The sequence below is a fragment of the Catenovulum sediminis genome (assembly GCF_007289895.1).
GTDB classification, from domain to species: Bacteria; Pseudomonadota; Gammaproteobacteria; order Enterobacterales; family Alteromonadaceae; genus Catenovulum; species Catenovulum sediminis.
Window position 1 is genome coordinate 282,596 of record NZ_CP041660.1, and the last position, 25,370, is coordinate 307,965.

Genomic DNA, 25,370 nt, shown 5'->3' on the forward strand with positions numbered 1-25,370 from the left:
CTTATGTTGTACGGGCTAACATGTGTTAGCCCGATTTTATTAGTTGTCCGTATTTAATTGATTATCTTCCATCAATTTGCGGATGATGTCTGCATCTGTACCAGTGGTACCTGCACTGAGATCTGTATTTTCCAACACGATTTTCATATCTGTTTTATTTTCGTCGTTTTCATCTTCGGCGAATTCACCCTCTTTTGACACTGAGATAACAGTATCACCATCGACCACTTCGAAATTCAGATATGCATCCAGATTGCTATCATTTTCACCTTCTAACAAGTCTGATAAATCCAGTACATCTCCTTGTTGGTTCACTTCCCCTGTTATCGCACGTTCTGTCACTTCGAAATCAGAGATATAGTCGGTTGCTACAGTTGGATTATTGCTTATGTTTGAGAAACCCAGTTCTTGGTCATCGCCAGCCAGCCACACAAACATATCGCTTCCACTGCCACCCGTCATATAGTCGCCGTTGTAAAGACTACCTGCTAATGATGAATCGCCATTACCATTGCTACCACCTATAATGATATCATCACCACTACCACCGGTTATTTGATCTGCACCTTTACCACCAACCAGTACAGCACCTTCTGCTGCATTGTATGCGGTGTAACCTGCAGCTGTAACTTGGCCTATACCACTGTAAAAATCAAACCCTGCATTTTGCAACTCTGTCGCATTGAAAGTGTGTAACCCATTCAATGCATCTGCATCGGCTGGATCTTTATACGATCCAGCTTGAGTAACAGTATATCCCCACCACGCGACCGCAATGATGTCGTCACCGCCAAAACCATACACAGGTTGACCTGTCAGTTCAGGCAATGTATCCGTTTTACCATTGATATCGATACTGAGTGTCGCGGTAGAAACATCCCCGTCGTTATCTTTAATAAGATAGGTAAATGTTTCTACTAACTTTTCGCCATTATTCAATGCCTGAACCGCGGCATTTGAATTGTCTAGTACGTAATTGTATGTACCATTTGCATTCATCACTAAAGAACCATACAAACCTGTGATATTAGTTCCGACGTTTCCTTCTTGGACAACACCTACACCTTGCTTAACTCCGGCTACTGGCTGACTAACATCAAAGCTTATGTCATCATTGTCCAGAACATTACCAGCAACTTGTATTTGGCTTATATCACTGGCTAGTGTTCCGTTTAACTCATTAATAGATGTCGTATCGTCAAGCGCTTCAGGCACAGATTCAGCCGATGTCGCCGGGAATTGAGTTCTAACAATTAAATCTGATGAAACGCTATCACCATCTGCGTCTGCGACTTTTATGGTAAAGCTTTCAGTTAACAGCCATTCAGTGCCTTGGTTTTGTATCGATATTTTGCTCCATGCTGGGTTTTCTGCATTTGCATTTTCTTTGTTCGTAAATGGCACTTGGTAGTCGTAATTGCCGGTTGCGAAATTAAAAGTTAATGTTCCGCCATTTTGAGTATCTACTTCTAATACGCTGTTTTCTACGTCGGCATGTGTAGCTGTATATTCAACCCCATCAACCGTTATTGATTCAATTTCACCTGGGCTGTCTGCACCATAATCTATTACTCCAATATTGCCTTGAGAAGCCTGCACCGCACCCGATGAACCACTTGTAATTGTTGCAAGCATGGCCTGAGCCAGTCCTATCGCTGTAGTCACTGATACCACGTTATCTGCTGCAACAAAATTACCACTTTCATCTTTTATCGTTTGCGTTGGCGCTCCAACCATATTGAGATATTCGTAAGTGACCGAGTTACCTATACCGATCACTTCAACATCAATATTGTTTTCTTCTATAAAATTCTTCCAAGTCGCTTGGTAGTTTGTTATAGCTGAAATATTATCTTGACCTTCACCCGAACCATACGGATTACCATCCGATATAAAGTACACTTTTGTTGGGGCTTCTTGCGGCACTGAGTAACCATCTACCAAGGCTTTTAACGGATCATCATAGTCTGTGACGCCCGAAGCATTTAAATTGTTTAATGAATTAATTGCAGACTCTGTGTTTGTCCAACCTTGCTCTGTCGCATTTGATGAGAATGGGATTAGTTTTACTGATACATTTCCCATCGCTGAGTAGGTATTTAATAATTGTTCGATACCGTCTATAGAGGCTGCGAGGCCCGTTGTACCATCGAATGCGTCATCCATCGAACCTGAGATATCCAGCACAATTACGATATTGTGATCCAATAACTCAAATTTAGATATTGCTGGCTGGCTGATTGTTAAGCTTGGTGTGTCGTCAACAATATTCACATTTAAAGTTTCATTCGCAGTTTGCAACAATGAGTTTGTTACTTGAATGCTTATGCTTTCAGTGATACTGCTCCCATTACCATGATCAACAGCGTTGTTAAGTTGATAACTATAACCCACTTCACCGGTTAAAGCGTTGTATGAGTTTAATGTTATTTGCCCGTTATCTGTTTCTATAACTATCGGCTGAATTAATACTGAAGCTAACTGAGCGGCACTGACGTTTGTGCCAGCAACAGACAGACTCGATAACGCAGCTTCGGATGATATTGTAAAGGTGCCCGTTGCAATTTGACTGTTACTTTGATCGGTTAACCCTTGCTCGTTAACCGTGATGTGACCGACATCTTCGCTATTTTCATCGTTTACGTTAATATCTGGGCCTTGTGGTAATTCTACTTGAATTGTTTCCGGCAATGTGAGTGACTCGTAATTACCACCGGTGTAGCTTTGCACGCCTATATTAAAGGTGTTTCCTTGATTAATTAACGGTACAGATATATTAATTTCTTTTTCTGTTTCACCAGCAGAAATTGTCACTTGCGCACCATTGGTTAATGTTAAATTCAAGTCACTTTCTGGTGCATTATCAAGGGTTAGCGTCAGTGTAATATTGCCTTGTGCAAAGTTTCCAGTATCTACTTTAAGCGTCAATTGAGTCACATCTTGATCATCAGTTACTGTCGTGGTAACAGAGCTGGAGCCGACCACTAGGTTTTCGAAGTTACCGCCAGTAATATTGAAGCTTTGATCTTCTAATTGTGCAATACCCGCAGTCACCGCATCCGCGCCGATATAAACATCGTCGCCAGCCGTAACGTTAATAGTGCCAGATGTACTACCCGCCTCAATCGTAATACTTTGACCATTGGTTAAACCAATTGTCATGTCAGTTTCAGCAGCATGGCTTAAGGTTGCGGTATAGGAGATGGTGCCGCCTTCCAATACGCTAGAAGTGGCTGATAGATTCAGGGTAACATCGGTATCCACATCTGAAACGGTCGTGGTCACAGAGCTAGTTTCAATAACCAAGTTTTCGAAATTGCCGCCTGTGATATTGAAACCTTCTTCTGATTGCGCAATACCTGCAGTCACCGCATCTGCGCCAACATACACATCATCGCTAGCTGTCACATTAACCGTACCAGATGTGCTACCCGCCTCAATCGTAATACTTTGCCCATTGGTTAAGCCAATCGTCATTTCAGTTTCGGCAGCATGGCTTAAAGTTGCGGTATAAGTGATGGAGCCACCTTCCAATACGCTGGAAGTGGCTGATAGATTTAAGGTGACGTCTGTGTCGGCATCTGAAACGGTCGTGGTTACCGAGCTAGTTTCAACTACTAAGTTTTCGAAATTACCGCCGGTAATATTGAAGCTTTGATCTTCTAATTGTGCAATACCCGCAGTCACCGCATCCGCGCCGATATAAACATCGTCGCCAGCCGTAACGTTAATAGTGCCAGATGTACTACCCGCTTCAATCGTAATACTTTGACCATTGGTTAAAGCAATCGTCATTTCCGTTTCGGCAGCATGACTTAAGGTTGCGGTATAAGTAATAGTACCGCCTTCTAATACGCTCGTGGTAGCAGATAAATTTAAGGTGACGTCTGTATCGACATCAGATACCGATGTGATTACCGAGCTGGTTTCAACAACCAAATTCTCGAAATTGCCGCCGGTGATATTGAAGCTTTGATCTTCTAATTGTGCGATACCTGCAGTCACCGCATCCGCACCGACATAGACATCATCGCTAGCTGTCACATTAACCGTACCAGATGTGCTACCCGCTGCAATCGTTATGCTTTGACCATTGGTTAAACCAATCGTCATTTCAGTTTCGGCGGCATGGCTGAGCACTGCGGTATAAGTAATGGTACCGCCTTCCGATACGCTAGATGTCGCTGATAGATTTAAGGTGACGTCTGTATCGACATCAGATACCGATGTGGTTACCGAGCTGGTTTCAACAACTAAATTCTCGAAATTGCCGCCGGTAATATTGAAGCTTTGATCTTCTAATTGTGCAATACCTGCAGTGACCGCATCTGCGCCGATATAAACATCATCGCTGGCTGTCACATTAACCGCACCAGAGGTACTACCCGCTGCAATCGTAATGCTTTGACCATTGGTTAAGCCAATCGTCATGTCAGTTTCGGCGGCATGGCTTAAGGTTGCGGTATAGGAGATGGTGCCGCCTTCCAATACGCTAGAAGTGGCTGATAGATTTAAAGTGACGTCTGTGTCGGCATCAGATACAGATGTGGTTACTGAGCTGGTGCCAACAACCAAGTTTTCGAAATTGCCGCCGGTAATATTGAAGCTTTGATCTTCTAATTGTGCAATACCTGCAGTGACCGCATCCGCACCAACATACACATCATCGCTAGCTGTCACATTAACCGTGCCTGATGTGCTACCCGCCTCAATCGTAATACTTTGACCATTGGTTAAAGCAATCGTCATGTCAGTTTCGGCTGCATGGCTTAAGGTTGCGGTATAGGAGATGGTGCCGCCTTCTAATACGCTAGATGTCGCCGATAGATTCAGGGTAACGTCTGTGTCGGCATCAGAAACCGATGTGGTTACTGAGCTGGTTTCAACAACTAAATTCTCGAAATTACCGCCGGTAATGTTGAAGCCTTCTTCTAATTGCGCAATACCCGCAGTCACCGCATCCGCACCAACATACACATCATCGCTGGCTGTCACATTAACCGCACCAGAGGTACTACCCGCTGCAATCGTAATGCTTTGACCATTGGTTAAGCCAATCGTCATGTCAGTTTCGGCGGCATGGCTTAAGGTTGCGGTATAGGAGATGGTGCCGCCTTCCAATACGCTAGAAGTGGCTGATAGATTTAAAGTGACGTCTGTGTCGGCATCAGATACAGATGTGGTTACTGAGCTGGTGCCAACAACCAAGTTTTCGAAATTGCCGCCGGTAATATTGAAGCTTTGATCTTCTAATTGTGCAATACCTGCAGTGACCGCATCCGCACCAACATACACATCATCGCTAGCTGTCACATTAACCGTGCCTGATGTGCTACCCGCCTCAATCGTAATACTTTGACCATTGGTTAAAGCAATTGTCATGTCAGTTTCGGCTGCATGACTTAAGGTTGCGGTATAAGTAATAATACCGCCTTCTAGTACGCTGCTTGTCGCTGATAAATTTAAGGTGACGTCTGTGTCAACATCAGATACTGATGTGGTTGCAGAGCTGGTTTCAACAACTAAATTCTCGAAATTACCGCCGGTAATGTTGAAGCCTTCTTCTAATTGTGCAATACCTGCAGTCACCGCATCTGCGCCGATATAAACATCATCGCTAGCGGTCACATTAACTGTGCCAGATGTGCTACCCGCTGCAATCGTAATATTTTGGCCATTGGTTAAAGCAATCGTCATGTCAGTCTCGGCTGCATGGCTTAAGGTTGCGGTATAAGTAATAGTACCGCCTTCCAATACGCTAGAAGTGGCTGATAAATTCAGGGTCACATCAGTGTCAACATCTGAAACGGTCGTGGTTGCATTTGAAGTACCCACCACTAGGTTCTCGAAATTGCCGCCTGTGATATCAAAATTTTCATCTTCAAGCAGTGCAATGCCAGCCGTAACCGCATCCGCGCCTACATAGACATCATCGCTAGCTGTCACATTAACCGTGCCTGATGTGCTACCCGCTGCAATCGTAATATTTTGGCCATTGGTTAAAGCAATTGTCATGTCAGTTTCGGCAGCATGGCTTAAGGTTGCGGTATAAGTGATGGTGCCGCCTTCTAATACGCTGGAAGTGGCTGATAAATTCAGGGTCACATCAGTGTCAACATCTGAAACGGTCGTGGTTGCACTTGAAGTACCCACCACTAGGTTTTCGAAGTTGCCGCCTGTGATCGCAGGTTGCTGCTGTTGATCAACAGCTATTGAAGCCGTAATCGCATCAGCGCCGATATAAACATCATCACCAGCCGTAACATTAACCGTACCTGAGGTACTACCCGCTGCAATCGTAATACTTTGACCATTGGTTAAACCAATTGTCATTTCAGTTTCGGCTGCATGACTTAAGGTTGCGGTATAGGTGATGGTGCCGCCTTCTAATACGCTGGAAGTGGCCGATAAATTCAGGGTAACATCTGTATCGGCATCAGATACCGATGTGGATACCGAGCTAGTTTCAACGACTAGGTTTTCGAAATTGCCGCCTGTGATATCAAAATTTTCATCTTCAAGCAGTGCAATGCCAGCCGTAACCGCATCCGCGCCAACATACGCATCATCGCTAGCTGTCACATTAACTGCGCCAGAGGCACTACCCGCTGCAATCGTAATGCTTTGGCCATTAGTTAAAGCAATTGTCATGTCAGTTTCGGCTGCATGACTTAAGGTTGCGGTATAAGTAATAATACCGCCTTCTAGTACGCTGCTTGTCGCTGATAAATTTAAGGTGACGTCTGTGTCAACATCAGATACTGATGTGGTTGCAGAGCTGGTTTCAACAACTAAATTCTCGAAATTACCGCCGGTAATGTTGAAGCCTTCTTCTAATTGTGCAATACCTGCAGTCACCGCATCTGCGCCGATATAAACATCATCGCTAGCGGTCACATTAACTGTGCCAGATGTGCTACCCGCTGCAATCGTAATATTTTGCCCATTGGTTAAAGCAATTGTCATGTCAGTTTCGGCAGCATGGCTTAAGGTTGCGGTATAAGTAATAGTACCGCCTTCCAATACGCTAGAAGTGGCTGATAAATTCAGGGTCACATCAGTGTCAACATCTGAAACGGTCGTGGTTGCATTTGAAGTACCCACCACTAGGTTCTCGAAATTGCCGCCTGTGATATCAAAATTTTCATCTTCAAGCAGTGCAATGCCAGCCGTAACCGCATCCGCGCCAACATAGACATCATCGCTAGCTGTCACATTAACCGTGCCTGAGGTACTACCCGCTGCAATCGTAATACTTTGACCATTGGTTAAACCAATTGTCATTTCAGTTTCGGCTGCATGACTTAAGGTTGCGGTATAGGTGATGGTGCCGCCTTCTAATACGCTGGAAGTGGCCGATAAATTCAGGGTAACATCTGTATCGGCATCAGATACCGATGTGGATACCGAGCTAGTTTCAACGACTAGGTTTTCGAAATTGCCGCCTGTGATATCAAAATTTTCATCTTCAAGCAGTGCAATGCCAGCCGTAACCGCATCCGCGCCAACATACGCATCATCGCTAGCTGTCACATTAACTGCGCCAGAGGCACTACCCGCTGCAATCGTAATGCTTTGGCCATTAGTTAAAGCAATTGTCATGTCAGTTTCGGCTGCATGACTTAAGGTTGCGGTATAAGTAATAATACCGCCTTCTAGTACGCTGCTTGTCGCTGATAAATTTAAGGTGACGTCTGTGTCAACATCAGATACTGATGTGGTTGCAGAGCTGGTTTCAACAACTAAATTCTCGAAATTACCGCCGGTAATGTTGAAGCCTTCTTCTAATTGTGCAATACCTGCAGTCACCGCATCTGCGCCGATATAAACATCATCGCTAGCGGTCACATTAACTGTGCCAGATGTGCTACCCGCTGCAATCGTAATATTTTGGCCATTGGTTAAAGCAATTGTCATGTCAGTTTCGGCAGCATGGCTTAAGGTTGCGGTATAAGTGATGGTGCCGCCTTCTAATACGCTGGAAGTGGCTGATAAATTCAGGGTCACATCAGTGTCAACATCTGAAACGGTCGTGGTTGCACTTGAAGTACCCACCACTAGGTTTTCGAAGTTGCCGCCTGTGATCGCAGGTTGCTGCTGTTGATCAACAGCTATTGAAGCCGTAATCGCATCAGCGCCGATATAAACATCATCACCAGCCGTAACATTAACCGTACCTGAGGTACTACCCGCTGCAATCGTAATACTTTGACCATTGGTTAAACCAATTGTCATTTCAGTTTCGGCTGCATGGCTTAAGGTTGCGGTATAAGTAATAGTACCGCCTTCCAATACGCTAGAAGTGGCTGATAAATTCAGGGTCACATCAGTGTCAACATCTGAAACGGTCGTGGTTGCATTTGAAGTACCCACCACTAGGTTCTCGAAATTGCCGCCTGTGATATCAAAATTTTCATCTTCAAGCAGTGCAATGCCAGCCGTAACCGCATCCGCGCCAACATACGCATCATCGCTAGCTGTCACATTAACTGCGCCAGAGGCACTACCCGCTGCAATCGTAATGCTTTGGCCATTAGTTAAAGCAATTGTCATGTCAGTTTCGGCTGCATGACTTAAGGTTGCGGTATAAGTAATAATACCGCCTTCTAGTACGCTGCTTGTCGCTGATAAATTTAAGGTGACGTCTGTGTCGGCATCAGATACCGATGTTGTTACCGAGCTGGTTTCAACTACTAGGTTTTCGAAATTGCCGCCGGTAATGTTGAAGCCTTCTTCTAATTGTGCAATACCTGCAGTCACCGCATCTGCGCCGATATAAACATCATCGCTAGCGGTCACATTAACTGTGCCAGATGTGCTACCCGCTGCAATCGTAATATTTTGGCCATTGGTTAAAGCAATTGTCATGTCAGTTTCGGCAGCATGGCTTAAGGTTGCGGTATAAGTGATGGTGCCGCCTTCTAATACGCTGGAAGTGGCTGATAAATTCAGGGTCACATCAGTGTCAACATCTGAAACGGTCGTGGTTGCACTTGAAGTACCCACCACTAGGTTTTCGAAGTTGCCGCCTGTGATCGCAGGTTGCTGCTGTTGATCAACAGCTATTGAAGCCGTAATCGCATCAGCGCCGATATAAACATCATCACCAGCCGTAACATTAACCGTACCTGAGGTACTACCCGCTGCAATCGTAATACTTTGACCATTGGTTAAACCAATTGTCATTTCAGTTTCGGCTGCATGGCTTAAGGTTGCGGTATAAGTAATAGTACCGCCTTCCAATACGCTAGAAGTGGCTGATAAATTCAGGGTCACATCAGTGTCAACATCTGAAACGGTCGTGGTTGCATTTGAAGTACCCACCACTAGGTTCTCGAAATTGCCGCCTGTGATATCAAAATTTTCATCTTCAAGCAGTGCAATGCCAGCCGTAACCGCATCCGCGCCAACATACGCATCATCGCTAGCTGTCACATTAACTGCGCCAGAGGCACTACCCGCTGCAATCGTAATGCTTTGGCCATTAGTTAAAGCAATTGTCATGTCAGTTTCGGCTGCATGACTTAAGGTTGCGGTATAAGTAATAATACCGCCTTCTAGTACGCTGCTTGTCGCTGATAAATTTAAGGTGACGTCTGTGTCGGCATCAGATACCGATGTTGTTACCGAGCTGGTTTCAACTACTAGGTTTTCGAAATTGCCGCCTGTGATCGCAGGTTGCTGCTGTTGATCAACGGCGATTGAAGCTGTTATAGCATCCGCACCAACATACACATCATCGCTAGCCGTAACGTTAACCGTGCCAGAGGTACTACCCGCCTCAATCGTAATACTTTGACCATTGGTTAAAGCAATCGTCATTTCAGTTTCAGCTGCATGGCTTAAGGTTGCGGTGTAGGTGATGATGCCGCCTTCTAATACGCTAGAAGTGGCTGATAAATTTAAGGTGACGTCTGTGTCGACATCTGAAACGGTCGTGGTAACAGAGCTAGTTTCAATAACCAAGTTTTCGAAATTGCCGCCTGTGATCGCAGGTTGCTGCTGTTGATCAACGGCAATACTCGCAGTCACAGAATCTGCGCCGATATAAACATCATCGCCAGCCGAAACGTTAACCGTACCCGAAGTACTACCCGCCTCAATCGTAATACTTTGACCATTGGTTAAACCAATCGTCATGTCAGTTTCGGCTGCATGGCTTAAGGTTGCGGTATAGGAGATGGTGCCGCCTTCCAATACGCTAGAAGTGGCCGATAGATTCAAGGTCACATCAGTGTCGGCATCCGAAACTGTCGTGGTTACCGAGCTAGTTTCAATAACCAAGTTTTCGAAATTACCGCCGGTAATATTGAAGCTTTGATCTTCTAATTGTGCGATAGCTGCAGTGACCGCATCTGCGCCGATATAAACATCATCGCTAGCTGTCACATTAACCGTACCAGAGGTACTACCCGCAGCAATCGTAATGCTTTGGCCATTAGTTAAAGCAATCGTCATTTCAGTTTCGGCTGCATGACTTAAGGTTGCGGTATAAGTAATAATACCGCCTTCTAGTACGCTGCTTGTCGCTGATAAATTTAAGGTGACGTCTGTGTCGGCATCTGAAACGGTCGTGGTTACACTTGAAGTACCCACCACTAGGTTTTCGAAGTTGCCGCCTGTGATCGCAGGTTGCTGTTGTTGATCAACAGCGATTGAAGCTGTAATAGCATCTGCGCCGATATAAACATCATCGCTGGCTGTCACATTAACTGTGCCAGATGTGCTACCCGCTGCAATCGTAATATTTTGGCCATTGGTTAAAGCAATCGTCATGTCAGTTTCGGCTGCATGGCTTAAGGTTGCGGTATAAGTAATAGTACCGCCTTCTAATACGCTGCTTGTCGCTGATAAATTCAGGGTCACATCAGTGTCGGCATCTGAAACGGTCGTGGTTGCACTTGAAGTACCCACCACTAGGTTTTCGAAGTTGCCGCCAGTGATCGCAGGTTGCTGCTGTTGATCAACGGCGATTGAAGCTGTTATAGCATCCGCACCAACATACACATCATCGCTAGCCGTAACGTTAACCGTGCCAGAAGTACTACCCGCCTCAATCGTAATGCTTTGGCCATTGGTTAAACCAATTGTCATGTCAGTTTCAGCTGCATGGCTTAAGGTTGCGGTATAGGAGATGGTGCCGCCTTCTAATACGCTGGAAGTGGCTGATAGATTTAAGGTGACGTCTGTATCGACATCTGAAACGGTCGTGGTTGCACTTGAAGTACCCACCACTAGGTTTTCGAAGTTGCCGCCTGTGATCGCAGGTTGCTGCTGTTGATCAACGGCGATTGAAGCTGTTATAGCATCCGCACCAACATACACATCATCGCTAGCCGTAACGTTAACCGTGCCAGAAGTACTACCCGCCTCAATCGTAATGCTTTGGCCATTGGTTAAACCAATTGTCATGTCAGTTTCAGCTGCATGGCTTAAGGTTGCGGTATAGGAGATGGTGCCGCCTTCCAATACGCTAGAAGTGGCCGATAGATTCAGGGTCACATCAGTGTCAGCATCAGATACGGTTGTTGTCACAGAGCTGGTGCCAACAACTAAATTCTCGAAATTTCCGCCTGTAATATTGAAACCTTCTTCTGATTGCACAATACCCGCAGTCACCGCATCTGCGCCAACATAGACATCATCTGCCGCGGTTACGTTAACCGTACCAGATGTGCTACCCGCTGCAATCGTTATGCTTTGACCATTGGTTAAAGCAATCGTCATTTCTGTTTCGGCTGCATGGCTTAAGGTTGCGGTATAGGAGATGGTGCCGCCTTCTAATACGCTCGTGGTGGCTGATAGATTTAAGGTGACATCTGTATCGGCATCAGATACCGATGTGGTTACCGAGCTAGTTTCAACGACTAGGTTTTCGAAATTGCCGCCTGTAATATTGAAACCTTCTTCTGATTGCACAATACCCGCAGTCACCGCATCTGCGCCGATATAGACATCATCGCTAGCAGTCACATTAACCGTACCAGATGTGCTACCCGCCTCAATCGTAATGCTTTGACCATTGGTTAAACCAATCGTCATTTCAGTTTCAGCTGCATGGCTTAAGGTTGCGGTATAAGTAATAGTACCGCCTTCTAATACGCTAGAAGTGGCTGATAGATTCAGGGTCACATCAGTGTCAACATCTGAAACGCTCGTGGTTGCACTTGAAGTACCGACAACTAAATTCTCGAAATTTCCGCCGGTAATGTTGAAGCTTTGATCTTCTAATTGTGCAATACCTGCAGTCACCGCATCTGCACCGACATACACATCATCGCTAGCTGTCACATTAACCGTACCAGATGTGCTACCCGCCTCAATCGTAATGCTTTGCCCATTGGTTAACGCAATTGTCATTTCCGTTTCGGCAGCATGGCTTAAGGTTGCGGTATAAGTAATAGTACCGCCTTCTAACACGCTAGAAGTTGCCGATAAATTCAGGGTCACATCAGTGTCAACATCTGAAACGCTCGTGGTTGCACTTGAAGTACCCACCACTAGGTTTTCGAAATTGCCGCCGGTAATATTAAAACCTTCTTCTGATTGCGCAATACCCGTAGTCACCGCATCCGCACCGACATAAACATCATCGCTAGCTGTCACATTAACCGTACCAGATGTGCTACCCGCCTCAATCGTAATACTTTGACCATTGGTTAAACCAATTGTCATGTCAGTTTCAGCTGCATGACTTAAGGTTGCGGTATAAGTAATAATACCACCTTCTAATACGCTAGAAGTGGCCGATAAATTCAGGGTGACGTCTGTATCGACATCAGATACCGATGTGGTTACCGAGCTGGTTTCAACAACCAAATTCTCGAAATTGCCGCCGGTAATGTTGAAGCTTTGATCTTCTAATTGTGCAATACCTGCAGTCACCGCATCTGCGCCAACATACACATCATCTGCAGCGGTTACGTTAACCGTACCAGATGTGCTACCCGCTGCAATCGTTATCCTTTGACCATTGGTTAAACCAATCGTCATTTCAGTTTCGGCAGCATGGCTTAAGGTTGCGGTATAGGAGATGGTACCACCTTCTAGTACGCTAGAAGTTGCCGATAAATTCAGGGTCACATCAGTGTCGGCATCTGAAACGCTCGTGGTTACACTTGCAGTACCCACCACTAGGTTCTCGAAATTGCCGCCAGTAATATTAAAACCTTCTTCTGATTGCGCAATACCTGCAGTCACCGCATCGGCGCCAACATACACATCATCGCTAGCCGTCACATTAACCGTACCCGAAGTACTACCCGCTGCAATCGTTATGCTTTGACCGTTGGTTAAGCCAATCGTCATTTCAGTTTCAGCTGCATGGCTTAAGGTTGCAGTATAGGTAATAGTGCCGCCTTCTAATACGCTCGTGGTGGCTGATAAATTTAAGGTGACGTCTGTGTCGGCATCTGAAACGGTCGTGGTTGTACTTGAAATACCCACCACTAGGTTTTCGAAATTGCCGCCCGTGATATCAAAATTTTCATCTTCAAGCACTGCAATACCTGCAGTCACCGCATCCGCGCCAACATAGACATCATCGCTAGCTGTCACATTAACCGTGCCTGATGTGCTACCCGCTGCAATCGTAATATTTTGGCCATTGGTTAAGCCAATGGTCATGTCAGTTTCAGCTGCATGGCTTAAGGTTGCGGTATAAGTAATAATACCGCCTTCTAATACGCTAGAAGTGGCTGATAGATTCAGGGTCACATCAGTGTCAACATCTGAAACGCTCGTGGTTGCACTTGAAGTACCGACAACTAAATTCTCGAAATTTCCGCCGGTAATGTTGAAGCTTTGATCTTCTAATTGTGCAATACCTGCAGTCACCGCATCTGCACCGACATACACATCATCGCTAGCTGTCACATTAACCGTACCAGATGTGCTACCCGCCTCAATCGTAATGCTTTGCCCATTGGTTAACGCAATTGTCATTTCCGTTTCGGCAGCATGGCTTAAGGTTGCGGTATAAGTAATAGTACCGCCTTCTAACACGCTAGAAGTTGCCGATAAATTCAGGGTCACATCAGTGTCAACATCTGAAACGGTCGTGGTTGCACTTGAAGTACCCACCACTAGGTTTTCGAAATTGCCGCCGGTAATATTAAAACCTTCTTCTGATTGCGCAATACCCGTAGTCACCGCATCCGCACCGACATAAACATCATCGCTAGCTGTCACATTAACCGTACCAGATGTGCTACCCGCCTCAATCGTAATACTTTGACCATTGGTTAAACCAATTGTCATGTCAGTTTCAGCTGCATGACTTAAGGTTGCGGTATAGGAGATGGTGCCGCCTTCTAATACGCTCGTGGTGGCTGATAGATTTAAGGTGACATCTGTATCGGCATCAGATACCGATGTGGTTACCGAGCTAGTTTCAACGACTAGGTTTTCGAAATTGCCGCCTGTAATATTGAAGCCTTCTTCTAATTGCACAATACCCGCAGTCACCGCATCTGCGCCGATATAAACATCATCGCTAGCAGTCACATTAACCGTACCAGATGTGCTACCCGCCTCAATCGTAATGCTTTGACCATTGGTTAAAGCAATTGTCATTTCAGTTTCGGCAGCATGGCTTAAGGTTGCGGTATAGGAGATGGTACCACCTTCTAGTACGCTAGAAGTTGCCGATAAATTCAGGGTCACATCAGTGTCGGCATCTGAAACGCTCGTGGTTACACTTGCAGTACCCACCACTAGGTTCTCGAAATTGCCGCCAGTAATATTAAAACCTTCTTCTGATTGCGCAATACCTGCAGTCACCGCATCGGCGCCAACATACACATCATCGCTAGCCGTCACATTAACCGTACCAGAGGTGCTACCCGCCTCAATCGTAATGCTTTGACCATTGGTTAAGCCAATCGTCATGTCAGTTTCGGCTGCATGGCTTAAGGTTGCGGTATAGGAGATGGTGCCGCCTTCTAATACGCTCGTGGTGGCTGATAGATTTAAGGTGACATCTGTATCGGCATCAGATACCGATGTGGTTACCGAGCTAGTTTCAACGACTAGGTTTTCGAAATTGCCGCCTGTGATCGCAGGTTGCTGCTGTTGATCAACGGCGATTGAAGCTGTTATAGCATCCGCACCAACATACACATCATCGCTAGCCGTAACGTTAACCGTGCCAGAGGTACTACCCGCCTCAATCGTAATACTTTGACCATTGGTTAAAGCAATCGTCATTTCAGTTTCAGCTGCATGGCTTAAGGTTGCGGTGTAGGTGATGATGCCGCCTTCTAATACGCTAGAAGTGGCTGATAAATTTAAGGTGACGTCTGTGTCGACATCTGAAACGGTCGTGGTAACAGAGCTAGTTTCAATAACCAAGTTTTCGAAATTGCCGCCTGTGATCGCAGGTTGCTGCTGTTGATCAACGGCAATACTCGCAGTCACAGAATCTGCGCCGATATAAACATCATCGCCAGCCGAAACGTTAACCGTACCCGAAGTACTACCCGCCTCAATCGTAATACTTTGACCATTGGTTAAACCAATTGTCATGTCAGTTTCGGCTGCATGGCTTAAAGTCGCGGTATAGGTGATGGTGCCGCCTTCTAATACGCTGGAAGTGGCCGATAAATTCAGGCTAACATCGGTATTGGCATCCGAAACGGTCGTGGTAACAGAGCTAGTTTCAATAACCAAGTTTTCGAAATTGCCGCCAGTAATATTGAAACCTTCTTCTGATTGCGCAATACCCGCAGTCACCGCATCTGCGCCCACATACACATCATCGCTAGCTGTCACATTAACCGTACCAGAGGTACTACCCGCTGCAATCGTAATGCTTTGACCATTGGTTAAACCAATTGTCATGTCAGTTTCGGCGGCATGGCTTAAGGTTGCGGTATAAGTAATGGTGCCGCCTTCTAATACGCTGGAAGTGGCTGATAGATTTAAAGTGACGTCTGTATCGGAATCTGAAACGCTCGTGGTTACCGAGCTGGTTTCAACTACTAGATTTTCGAAATTGCCGCCGGTGATATCAAAATTTTCATCTTCAAGCAGTGCAATACCTGCAGTCACCGCATCCGCGCCGATATAAACATCATCTGCAGCAGTCACATTAACACTACCAGATGTACTACCCGCTGCAATCGTAATACTTTGACCATTGGTTAAAGCAATTGTCATTTCAGTTTCGGCTGCATGGCTTAAAGTTGCGGTATAGGCGATGGTGCCGCCTTCTAATACGCTAGAAGTGGCTGATAGATTTAAGGTGACGTCTGTTTCGGAATCCGAAACGGTCGTGGTTGCACTTGAAGTACCCACCACTAGGTTTTCAAAATTGCCGCCTGTGATCGCAGGTTGCTGCTGTTGATCAACGGCAATACTCGCAGTCACCGCATCTGCACCAACATACACATCATCGCTAGCTGTCACATTAACCGTACCAGATGTGCTACCCGCTGCAATCGTAATACTTTGACCATTGGTTAAGCCAATCGTCATTTCAGTTTCGGCAGCATGGCTTAAGGTTGCGGTATAGGAGATGGTGCCGCCTTCTAATACGCTAGAAGTTGCCGATAAATTCAGGGTCACAGCAGTGTCGACATCTGAAACGGTCGTGGTTGCACTTGAAGTACCCACCACTAGGTTCTCGAAATTGCCGCCGGTAATATTGAAGCTTTGATCTTCTAATTGTGCAATACCTGCAGTCACTGCATCTGCGCCCACATACACATCATCGCTAGCCGTAACGTTAACCGTGCCAGAGGTACTACCCGCCTCAATCGTAATGCTTTGGCCATTGGTTAAACCAATTGTCATGTCAGTTTCGGCGGCATGGCTTAAGGTTGCGGTATAAGTAATGGTGCCGCCTTCCAATACGCTAGAAGTGGCTGATAGATTTAAAGTGACGTCTGTATCGGAATCTGAAACGCTCGTGGTTACCGAGCTGGTTTCAACAACTAAATTCTCGAAATTACCGCCGGTAATGTTGAAGCCTTCTTCTAATTGTGCAATACCTGCAGTCACCGCATCTGCGCCGATATAAACATCATCGCTAGCGGTCACATTAACTGTGCCAGATGTGCTACCCGCTGCAATCGTAATATTTTGCCCATTGGTTAAAGCAATTGTCATGTCAGTTTCGGCAGCATGGCTTAAGGTTGCGGTATAGGAGATGGTGCCGCCTTCCAATACGCTAGAAGTGGCTGATAGATTTAAGGTGACGTCTGTATCCACATCTGAAACTGTCGTGGTTGCACTTGAAGTACCCACCACTAGGTTTTCGAAATTGCCGCCGGTGATATCAAAATTTTCATCTTCAAGCAGTGCGATGCCGGCAGTAACTGCATCTGCACCGACATAGACATCATCGCTGGCTGTCACATTAACCGTACCAGAGGTACTACCCGCTGCAATCGTTATGCTTTGACCATTAGTTAAGCCAATCGTCATTTCAGTTTCGGCTGCATGGCTTAAGGTTGCGGTATAGGAGATGGTGCCGCCTTCTAATACGCTGGAAGTGGCCGATAAATTCAGGCTAACATCGGTATTGGCATCCGAAACGGTCGTTGTCACAGAGCTGTTTTCAACAACTAAATTCTCGAAGTTGCCGCCGGTAATATTGAAGCTTTGATCTTCTAATTGTGCAATACCTGCAGTCACCGCATCTGCACCGATATAAACATCATCGCTAGCCGTAACGTTAACCGTGCCAGAAGTGCTACCCGCTGCAATCGTAATGCTTTGACCGTTGGTTAAACCAATCGTCATGTCAGTTTCGGCAGCATGACTTAAAGTCGCGGTATAGGTGATGGTGCCGCCTTCCAATACGCTGGAAGTGGCCGATAGATTCAGGGTGACGTCGGTATCCACATCCGAAACGGTCGTGGTTACCGAGCTAGTTTCAACTACTAGGTTTTCGAAATTGCCGCCGGTGATCGCAGGTTGCTGCTGTTGATCAACAGCGATTGAAGCTGTAATCGCATCTGCGCCGATATAAACATCGTCGCTAGCAGTCACATTAACCGTACCAGAGGTACTACCCGCTTCAATCGTAATACTTTGACCATTGGTTAAGCCAATCGTCATGTCAGTTTCGGCCGCATGGCTTAAGGTTGCGGTATAAGTAATGGTGCCACCTTCTAATACGCTAGAAGTGGCTGATAGATTTAAGGTGACGTCTGTATCGACATCTGAAACGGTCGTGGTTGCACTTGAAGTACCCACCACCAGGTTCTCGAAATTGCCGCCGGTAATATTGAAGCTTTGATCTTCTAATTGTGCAATACCTGCAGTCACCGCATCTGCACCGATATAAACATCATCGCTAGCCGTAACGTTAACCGTGCCAGAAGTGCTACCCGCTGCAATCGTAATGCTTTGACCGTTGGTTAAACCAATCGTCATGTCAGTTTCGGCAGCATGACTTAAAGTCGCGGTATAGGTGATGGTGCCGCCTTCCAATACGCTGGAAGTGGCCGATAGATTCAGGGTGACGTCGGTATCCACATCGGATACTGATGTGGTTACCGAGCTGGTGCCGACCACTAAGTTTTCGAAATTACCGCCTGTGATCGCAGGTTGCTGCTGTTGGTCAACAGCTATTGAAGCTGTAATAGCATCCGCGCCGATATAAACATCGTCGCTAGCTGTCACATTAACTGTGCCAGATGTGCTACCCGCTGCAATGTTAATACTTTGACCATTGGTTAAGCCAATCGTCATTTCAGTTTCAGCTGCATGGCTTAAGGTTGCGGTATAAGTAATGGTGCCGCCTTCCAATACGCTAGAAGTGGCTGATAGATTTAAGGTGACGTCTGTGTCGGCATCAGATACCGATGTTGTTACCGAGCTGGTTTCAACTACTAGATTTTCGAAGTTACCGCCTGTGATATCAAAATTTTCATCTTCAAGCTGTGCAATACCTGCAGTCACCGCATCTGCGCCGATATAAACATTATCTGCCGCAGTCACATTAACCGTACCAGATGTGCTACCCGCCTCAATCGTAATACTTTGACCATTAGTTAAGCCAATCGTCATTTCTGTTTCGGCTGCATGGCTTAAGGTTGCGGTATAGGTGATGGTGCCGCCTTCTAATACGCTGCTTGTCGCTGATAGATTTAAGGTGACATCTGTATCGACATCAGATACCGATGTGGTTACCGAGCTGGTTTCAACAACTAAATTCTCGAAATTACCGCCGGTAATGTTGAAGCCTTCTTCTAATTGTGCAATACCTGCAGTCACCGCATCTGCGCCGATATAAACATCATCGCTAGCGGTCACATTAACTGTGCCAGATGTGCTACCCGCTGCAATCGTAATATTTTGGCCATTGGTTAAAGCAATTGTCATGTCAGTTTCGGCAGCATGGCTTAAGGTTGCGGTATAAGTGATGGTGCCGCCTTCTAATACGCTGGAAGTGGCTGATAAATTCAGGGTCACATCAGTGTCAACATCTGAAACGGTCGTGGTTGCATTTGAAGTACCCACCACTAGGTTCTCGAAATTGCCGCCTGTGATATCAAAATTTTCATCTTCAAGCAGTGCAATGCCAGCCGTAACCGCATCCGCGCCAACATAGACATCATCGCTAGCTGTCACATTAACCGTGCCTGATGTGCTACCCGCTGCAATCGTAATATTTTGGCCATTGGTTAAGCCAATGGTCATGTCAGTTTCAGCTGCATGGCTTAAGGTTGCGGTATAAGTAATAGTACCGCCTTCTAATACGCTAGAAGTGGCTGATAAATTCAGGGTCACATCAGTGTCAAAATCTGAAACGGTCGTGGTTGCACTTGAAGTACCCACCACTAGGTTCTCGAAATTGCCGCCGGTAATGTTGAAGCTTTGATCTTCTAATTGTGCAATACCCGCAGTCACAGCATCCGCACCAACATACACATCATCGTCAACATTAACAGCTATTTCACCAAAGCTTTGACCTGCCAAAATAGTGATAGACTGCCCATTAGTTAATTGAACTGTAATATCGCTATCAGTGACTGCATTTAAGCTGGCCGTATAAATAATAGTGCCGCCTTCAAAGACACTGGATGTCGCAGATAAATTTAATTCAACCGTATCAACCGAATCATTGACCACTGTTCTTGCAGAACCATTAGCAACCTGAACCTGCTCAAAAGAGCCGCCACTTAAACTGTCTTCCAAAATATTTACAACAACATCTTCTGACTGCGCACTGTCGACTGAAGTAGTTACACTACCCTCAAGGGCTCCAGACGCAACCGTCACAATTTCGCCATTAGATAATTCAACAGAAAAATCAGATCGCGCTGCATGACTCAATGAAACCGTATAAACAATGCTTCCGCCTGCCTCTACCGTTTCGGTCGCAGTTAAATTTAGAGAAACAGTATCAATGGTATCCGATACAACTGTTGTCACAGTGTTTGTATCTACGGCTAAATTTTCAAAATTACCGCCAGATACAGAATCAGCAATGATAGAAGCAGTTATCTCTCCCGCATCAAGATAAACATCATCTTGTGTATCAAGGGTAATGCTAGCTTGCGTCAACCCGGCAGCAATCGTCATCACTTGACCATTAGATAATGAAAACGTCACATCTGTCTGTGCAGGTTCGCTCAGTGTCGCTGTATATTCAATGCTTTCACCTTCTGTCACTGCCGCTGTTGCATTTAACGACAAAGATACAGTATCAATAGCGTCTACAATTCGAGTAGAAACAAAATCGCTATCAATTGATAAATCTTCAAAGTTTCCGCCAATGACTGAGGCTGCATCAATTGCGACATTTATTACTTGTTCACCCAAATAAACATCATTCGATGTTTCAACAACAACACTACTTTCAGTTTCTCCCGCTGGAATAACAATAGTTGTGCCATTTGTCAGAGATAAAGTGACTTCTGATCCTGCTGGTGAAGACAAAGTAGCCGTGTAGATAATACCTGCGCCTTCAGTCACACTAGAGTTAGCTGATAAACTTAATGTTGTCGTATCTGCTACATCAGAAACGACCGTCGCAACGGCTTCTGTAGAGATGTCTAAATTTTCAAAATTTCCACCTGTGACTGAATCAATGTCTATTTGCGATAGAATAGTCTTTGCATCTGCAATGGGTGTATTTTGTGTTGAGACAATAACACTACCTTGTGTATCACCGGCTACAATAGTGATTGACTCACCGGTCGTTAAGCTCAGCGTAACATCGGTTTCAGCAGGATTGGACAAAGTTGCGACGTAAAGAATATCTCCACCTTCGTTCACATTCTCTGTTGCCTGTAACCTTAAAGTAGTGGTGTCAGTTGTATCCTGAACCACTGTAGTTGCTGATGTTGAATCAGTCACAAGTCGCTCAAAATTGCCACCAACAACATCAACTATTGAATTACTAATAACAAAACTATCTAGGTATACATCTTCATCAGGTGCAACATTCAATGTGACTGAGCCACTGGTATTTCCTGCTGCTATCGTGATCTGGCTGCCATTAGCCAATGTCGCAATTACATCAGTTTGTGCTGGGTTTGATAAAGTTGCTGTATAAACAATTTCTCCGCCACTTTCAGTAAGCGAATCAGTTGCCTGTAACGAAATAACGGTCTCATCAATCGTATCCGCTACATTCAACGACATAGGCGCAGAATCAACCACCAAATTATCAAAACTGCCACCCGTAACACTTTGAATAGAGTTTTCTATAACGCGCTGGTCTACATAAACATTATTATCTGCTGCGACAGGTACTGTAATTGAAGAGGTTAATTGCCCCGCGCCGATAACAATTGTTTCACCGCCATCCAAGGTAACTGTGATGTCTGCTTGGCTGGCTTGAGATAACGACGCGGTATAAGTAATAGCGCCACCGGCTTCCGAGAGCTCGCCACTCATATCAACAGACAAAACTGCGGCATTGTCACCTCGAGCGACCAACACAACGGCCTCACTTTTCGATGTCAATTCACCATCAGTTGCACTGACTGTTAAATTAAGGCTTGTTAAGTTTAACTCATCATTTTGAATTGCATCAACACCAACCTGGGTTAATACAACCTGATTTCCTTGAATCGTAAAATAACCTAATTCGTTATTTAATAAACTGACAGTAACAAAATCACCATCCGGATCTGATACCGAAATATTTGCAATGACTTGCCCTGCAAAACTATTATTTTCAGAAATATTGTTCGTTCTAAGTTCAATCTCCGGCGCTTCGTTAATTTCAACTGTGACGGTGCCTGAAGCACTACTGGAATTACCCGCTAAGTCAAAAAACTCAGCTGTAACAACATGTCCCTGTTCGGCAAGCTCAGCGACTTGGTTATCAGCTAACGTCCAACTGCCATCCCCGTTATTAACAGCTTGAAATTGTTGGCCATTAATAGAAACCACAACTAAAGCTTCGGGATCATCGACTGTCCCTGTTATTTCAGGTGTAACATCATCCGTTACTTGATCATTGACAGTACCGGTAGGTACAACTGTATCTGCAGTAATAGAAGCAGTTATACTGGATTGGTTACCACTGGCATCAGTAAAAGTCACCTCTATTTGATTATTACCTTCTTGCAAAGAAAAGCCAGATTCGAAGCTAAATGTACCATCACCATTATTTAAAACATTAACAGGCTGTCCATTAACAGTCGCGGTAATGGTTGCGGAAGCATCATCTACCGTGCCTGTCAAAGTAGGTGTCAGGGTATTGGTAACTAAATCATCAAAAGCACCACTCGGTGCTGTTGAGTCCAGCAAGAATTCAGAAACTGGCTGTGGTGGAGTAAAAGTAAACTCTTGTTGTGTATTTGACTGATTAGAACCGGTAGAAAAACCTGCATTAGCAATTGTTTGCTGGTCGTTCCTCTCAATTGATGTCACTGACGCGCCACCTTCGGAGCTGTTACTGCCCCCTGCTGCCGTCGCTGCTACTTGGCTTAAATCCCCTTCTTCAACCGCTTGTTGAATTTGTTCAATTTCATCCCCTGTCGTATCTTGTTCATCTCCTTGTTCTACTACCTCGCCATCAACTTGAATGACTTGTTCAGAACTATCAGATGCGACTATTTCTTCTTCTTCACCATTAGGTTTAATAAATTTAATTTTAGCACCGGCTTCTAATACCAAAATTTGCCCAGCGACCAAAGATTCACCTACTGCAACAGGAATAAGCTCACCATTGACAGATTTATAAACAACGCCTTGAATATCAGAAACCCTTCCTGAATCTTTTAATACTACTTCGCTAGCCATTTATTACCCCAAAATCTCAGCCGCCAAAACTGACACAAATATCAGTTAAGATATGATATTGAGTCTAGCTTAGGCATAATTTTTTTTAAACTATAATACGTCATTTATATGCCACTTAAACCTATATTTGTTAAGGAATCGACACATTTTTGACCAAACGTCAACCCATTTACAATTTAAGTGAAAAACCATTTGATGTTTGTCGTGACTAAAGATGTTCAGATTAAGAACACTTTGCTATAATGCGCGTCCGCTTAGTCATGCAACAAAAAATTTAGGCCATATAACAATCAGGTCTTGCATTCTATGCATTTATGAATATGCTGACTAACCCTTAATTGGGGATACATACCCCGTTGTGATTTCGAATAGTTTGAATAGGTTGAAGAGGGAGTAATAAACTCTATGTGCTCAATTTTTGGTATTCTCGATCTGAAAACAGATCGAGCAGAATTAAGACAGCAAGCTTTAGAGCTGTCTAAAACAATGCGACACCGTGGTCCAGATTGGTCTGGTATCTATGCTGGTGAAAATGCAATCTTAGCTCACGAACGTTTGGCTATTGTCGATGTAGACAATGGCGCACAGCCACTCTTCAACCAAAATCGAAATCACATCTTGGCTGTCAACGGTGAAATATATAATCACAAAGAGCTGGAAGCAGGCTTAAGCATCGATTACAAATTTCAAACTAAGTCTGACTGTGAAGTTATTTTGGCTAAGTATGAAGAAAAAGGCATTAGCTTTATCGATGAGCTTAAAGGCATGTTTGCATTTATTCTTTATGATGAAGCAAAAAATGAATACTTAATTGCTCGCGACCATATTGGGATCATACCTTTATATATGGGTTGGGATGAGCATGGTAACTTTTATGTTGCTTCAGAAATGAAAGCTTTAGTTCCGGCTTGTCATTCAATTAAAGAGTTCCCTCCTGGGCATTATTTACACAGTGCAACTGGTGAGCTGACAAAATATTACCAGCGTGATTGGATGAGCTATGATGCGGTTAAAGATAACAAAGCCGACGCGAAAGATATCAATGCAGCATTAGAAAAAGCCGTTAAAACACATTTAATGTCTGATGTGCCTTACGGCGTATTACTTTCAGGTGGTTTAGACTCGTCTGTGATTTCTGCTATTACACAAAAATTTGCAGAAAAACGTATCGAAGATAATGACCAGACTGACGCTTGGTGGCCTAAATTACACTCATTTGCGGTAGGACTTGAGGGTGCACCCGATTTAATTGCCGCCAAAAAAGTTGCAGATGCAATTGGTACCGTTCACCACGAAATTCATTACACAGTGCAAGATGGTATTGATGCCGTTCGCGACGTTATATACCATTTAGAAACTTATGATGTTACAACGATTCGCGCCTCCACCCCTATGTACCTAATGGCACGTAAAATTAAAGCTATGGGTATTAAGATGGTATTATCAGGTGAAGGTGCAGACGAAGTATTTGGTGGTTATTTATATTTCCACAAAGCACCAAACGCTAAAGAATTCCATGAAGAAACATTACGTAAGTTAAACAAACTACACATGTTTGATTGTGCACGCGCAAACAAAGCGATGTCTGCTTGGGGTGTTGAATCACGCGTACCTTTCTTAGATAAAGACTTCCTAGATATTGCCATGTCTATTAATCCAGAAGCGAAGATGTGTCGTGATGGTAAAATTGAGAAGAATATTCTACGTGAAGCCTTTGATGGTTATTTACCTGAAGAAGTTTTATGGCGTCAAAAAGAACAATTTAGTGACGGTGTAGGTTATAGTTGGATTGATAGCTTAAAAGAGCATGCTGCTGCGCAAGTATCGGATGATCAATTGGCAAATGCTGATCATAGATATCCGCACAACGCACCAGACACTAAAGAAGCGTATTATTACCGTAGTATTTTCGAAGAATTCTTCCCACATGCAAGCTGTGCCGAATGTGTTCCAGGCGGTAAATCTGTTGCATGTAGTACACCTGAAGCGTTAGCTTGGGATGAAAGCTTTAGTAAAATGGCTGATCCTTCGGGTCGCGCGGTTGCTTCTGTGCATAACGAAGCCTATGAGAAAAAGAATTAAATACAAAAAACTATACTATAGTTAATTGAATATAAAAGCCTCCAATAAAATGGGGGCTTTTTTATAGATTGTATTAT

2 protein-coding genes are annotated in these 25,370 nt (G+C 44.7%); one reads left to right on the plus strand and one right to left on the minus strand.

Going from position 1 to position 25,370, the window contains the following annotated elements:
• Nucleotides 1–39: 39 nt before the first annotated feature.
• The gene (locus tag FNT16_RS01165; protein ID WP_143869826.1) at nucleotides 40–23,211 is read right to left on the minus strand and encodes an immunoglobulin-like domain-containing protein; all 23,172 of its coding nucleotides are present in this window, start codon (nucleotides 23,209–23,211) and stop codon (nucleotides 40–42) included.
• Nucleotides 23,212–23,616: 405 nt separating this feature from the next.
• On the opposite strand from FNT16_RS01165, the gene asnB reads away from it, so the two are divergent.
• Nucleotides 23,617–25,293, plus strand: coding sequence for an asparagine synthase B (asnB, locus tag FNT16_RS01170; protein ID WP_143869827.1), 1,677 nt, complete (start codon nucleotides 23,617–23,619; stop codon nucleotides 25,291–25,293).
• The last annotated feature ends 77 nt before the right edge of the window (nucleotides 25,294–25,370 follow it).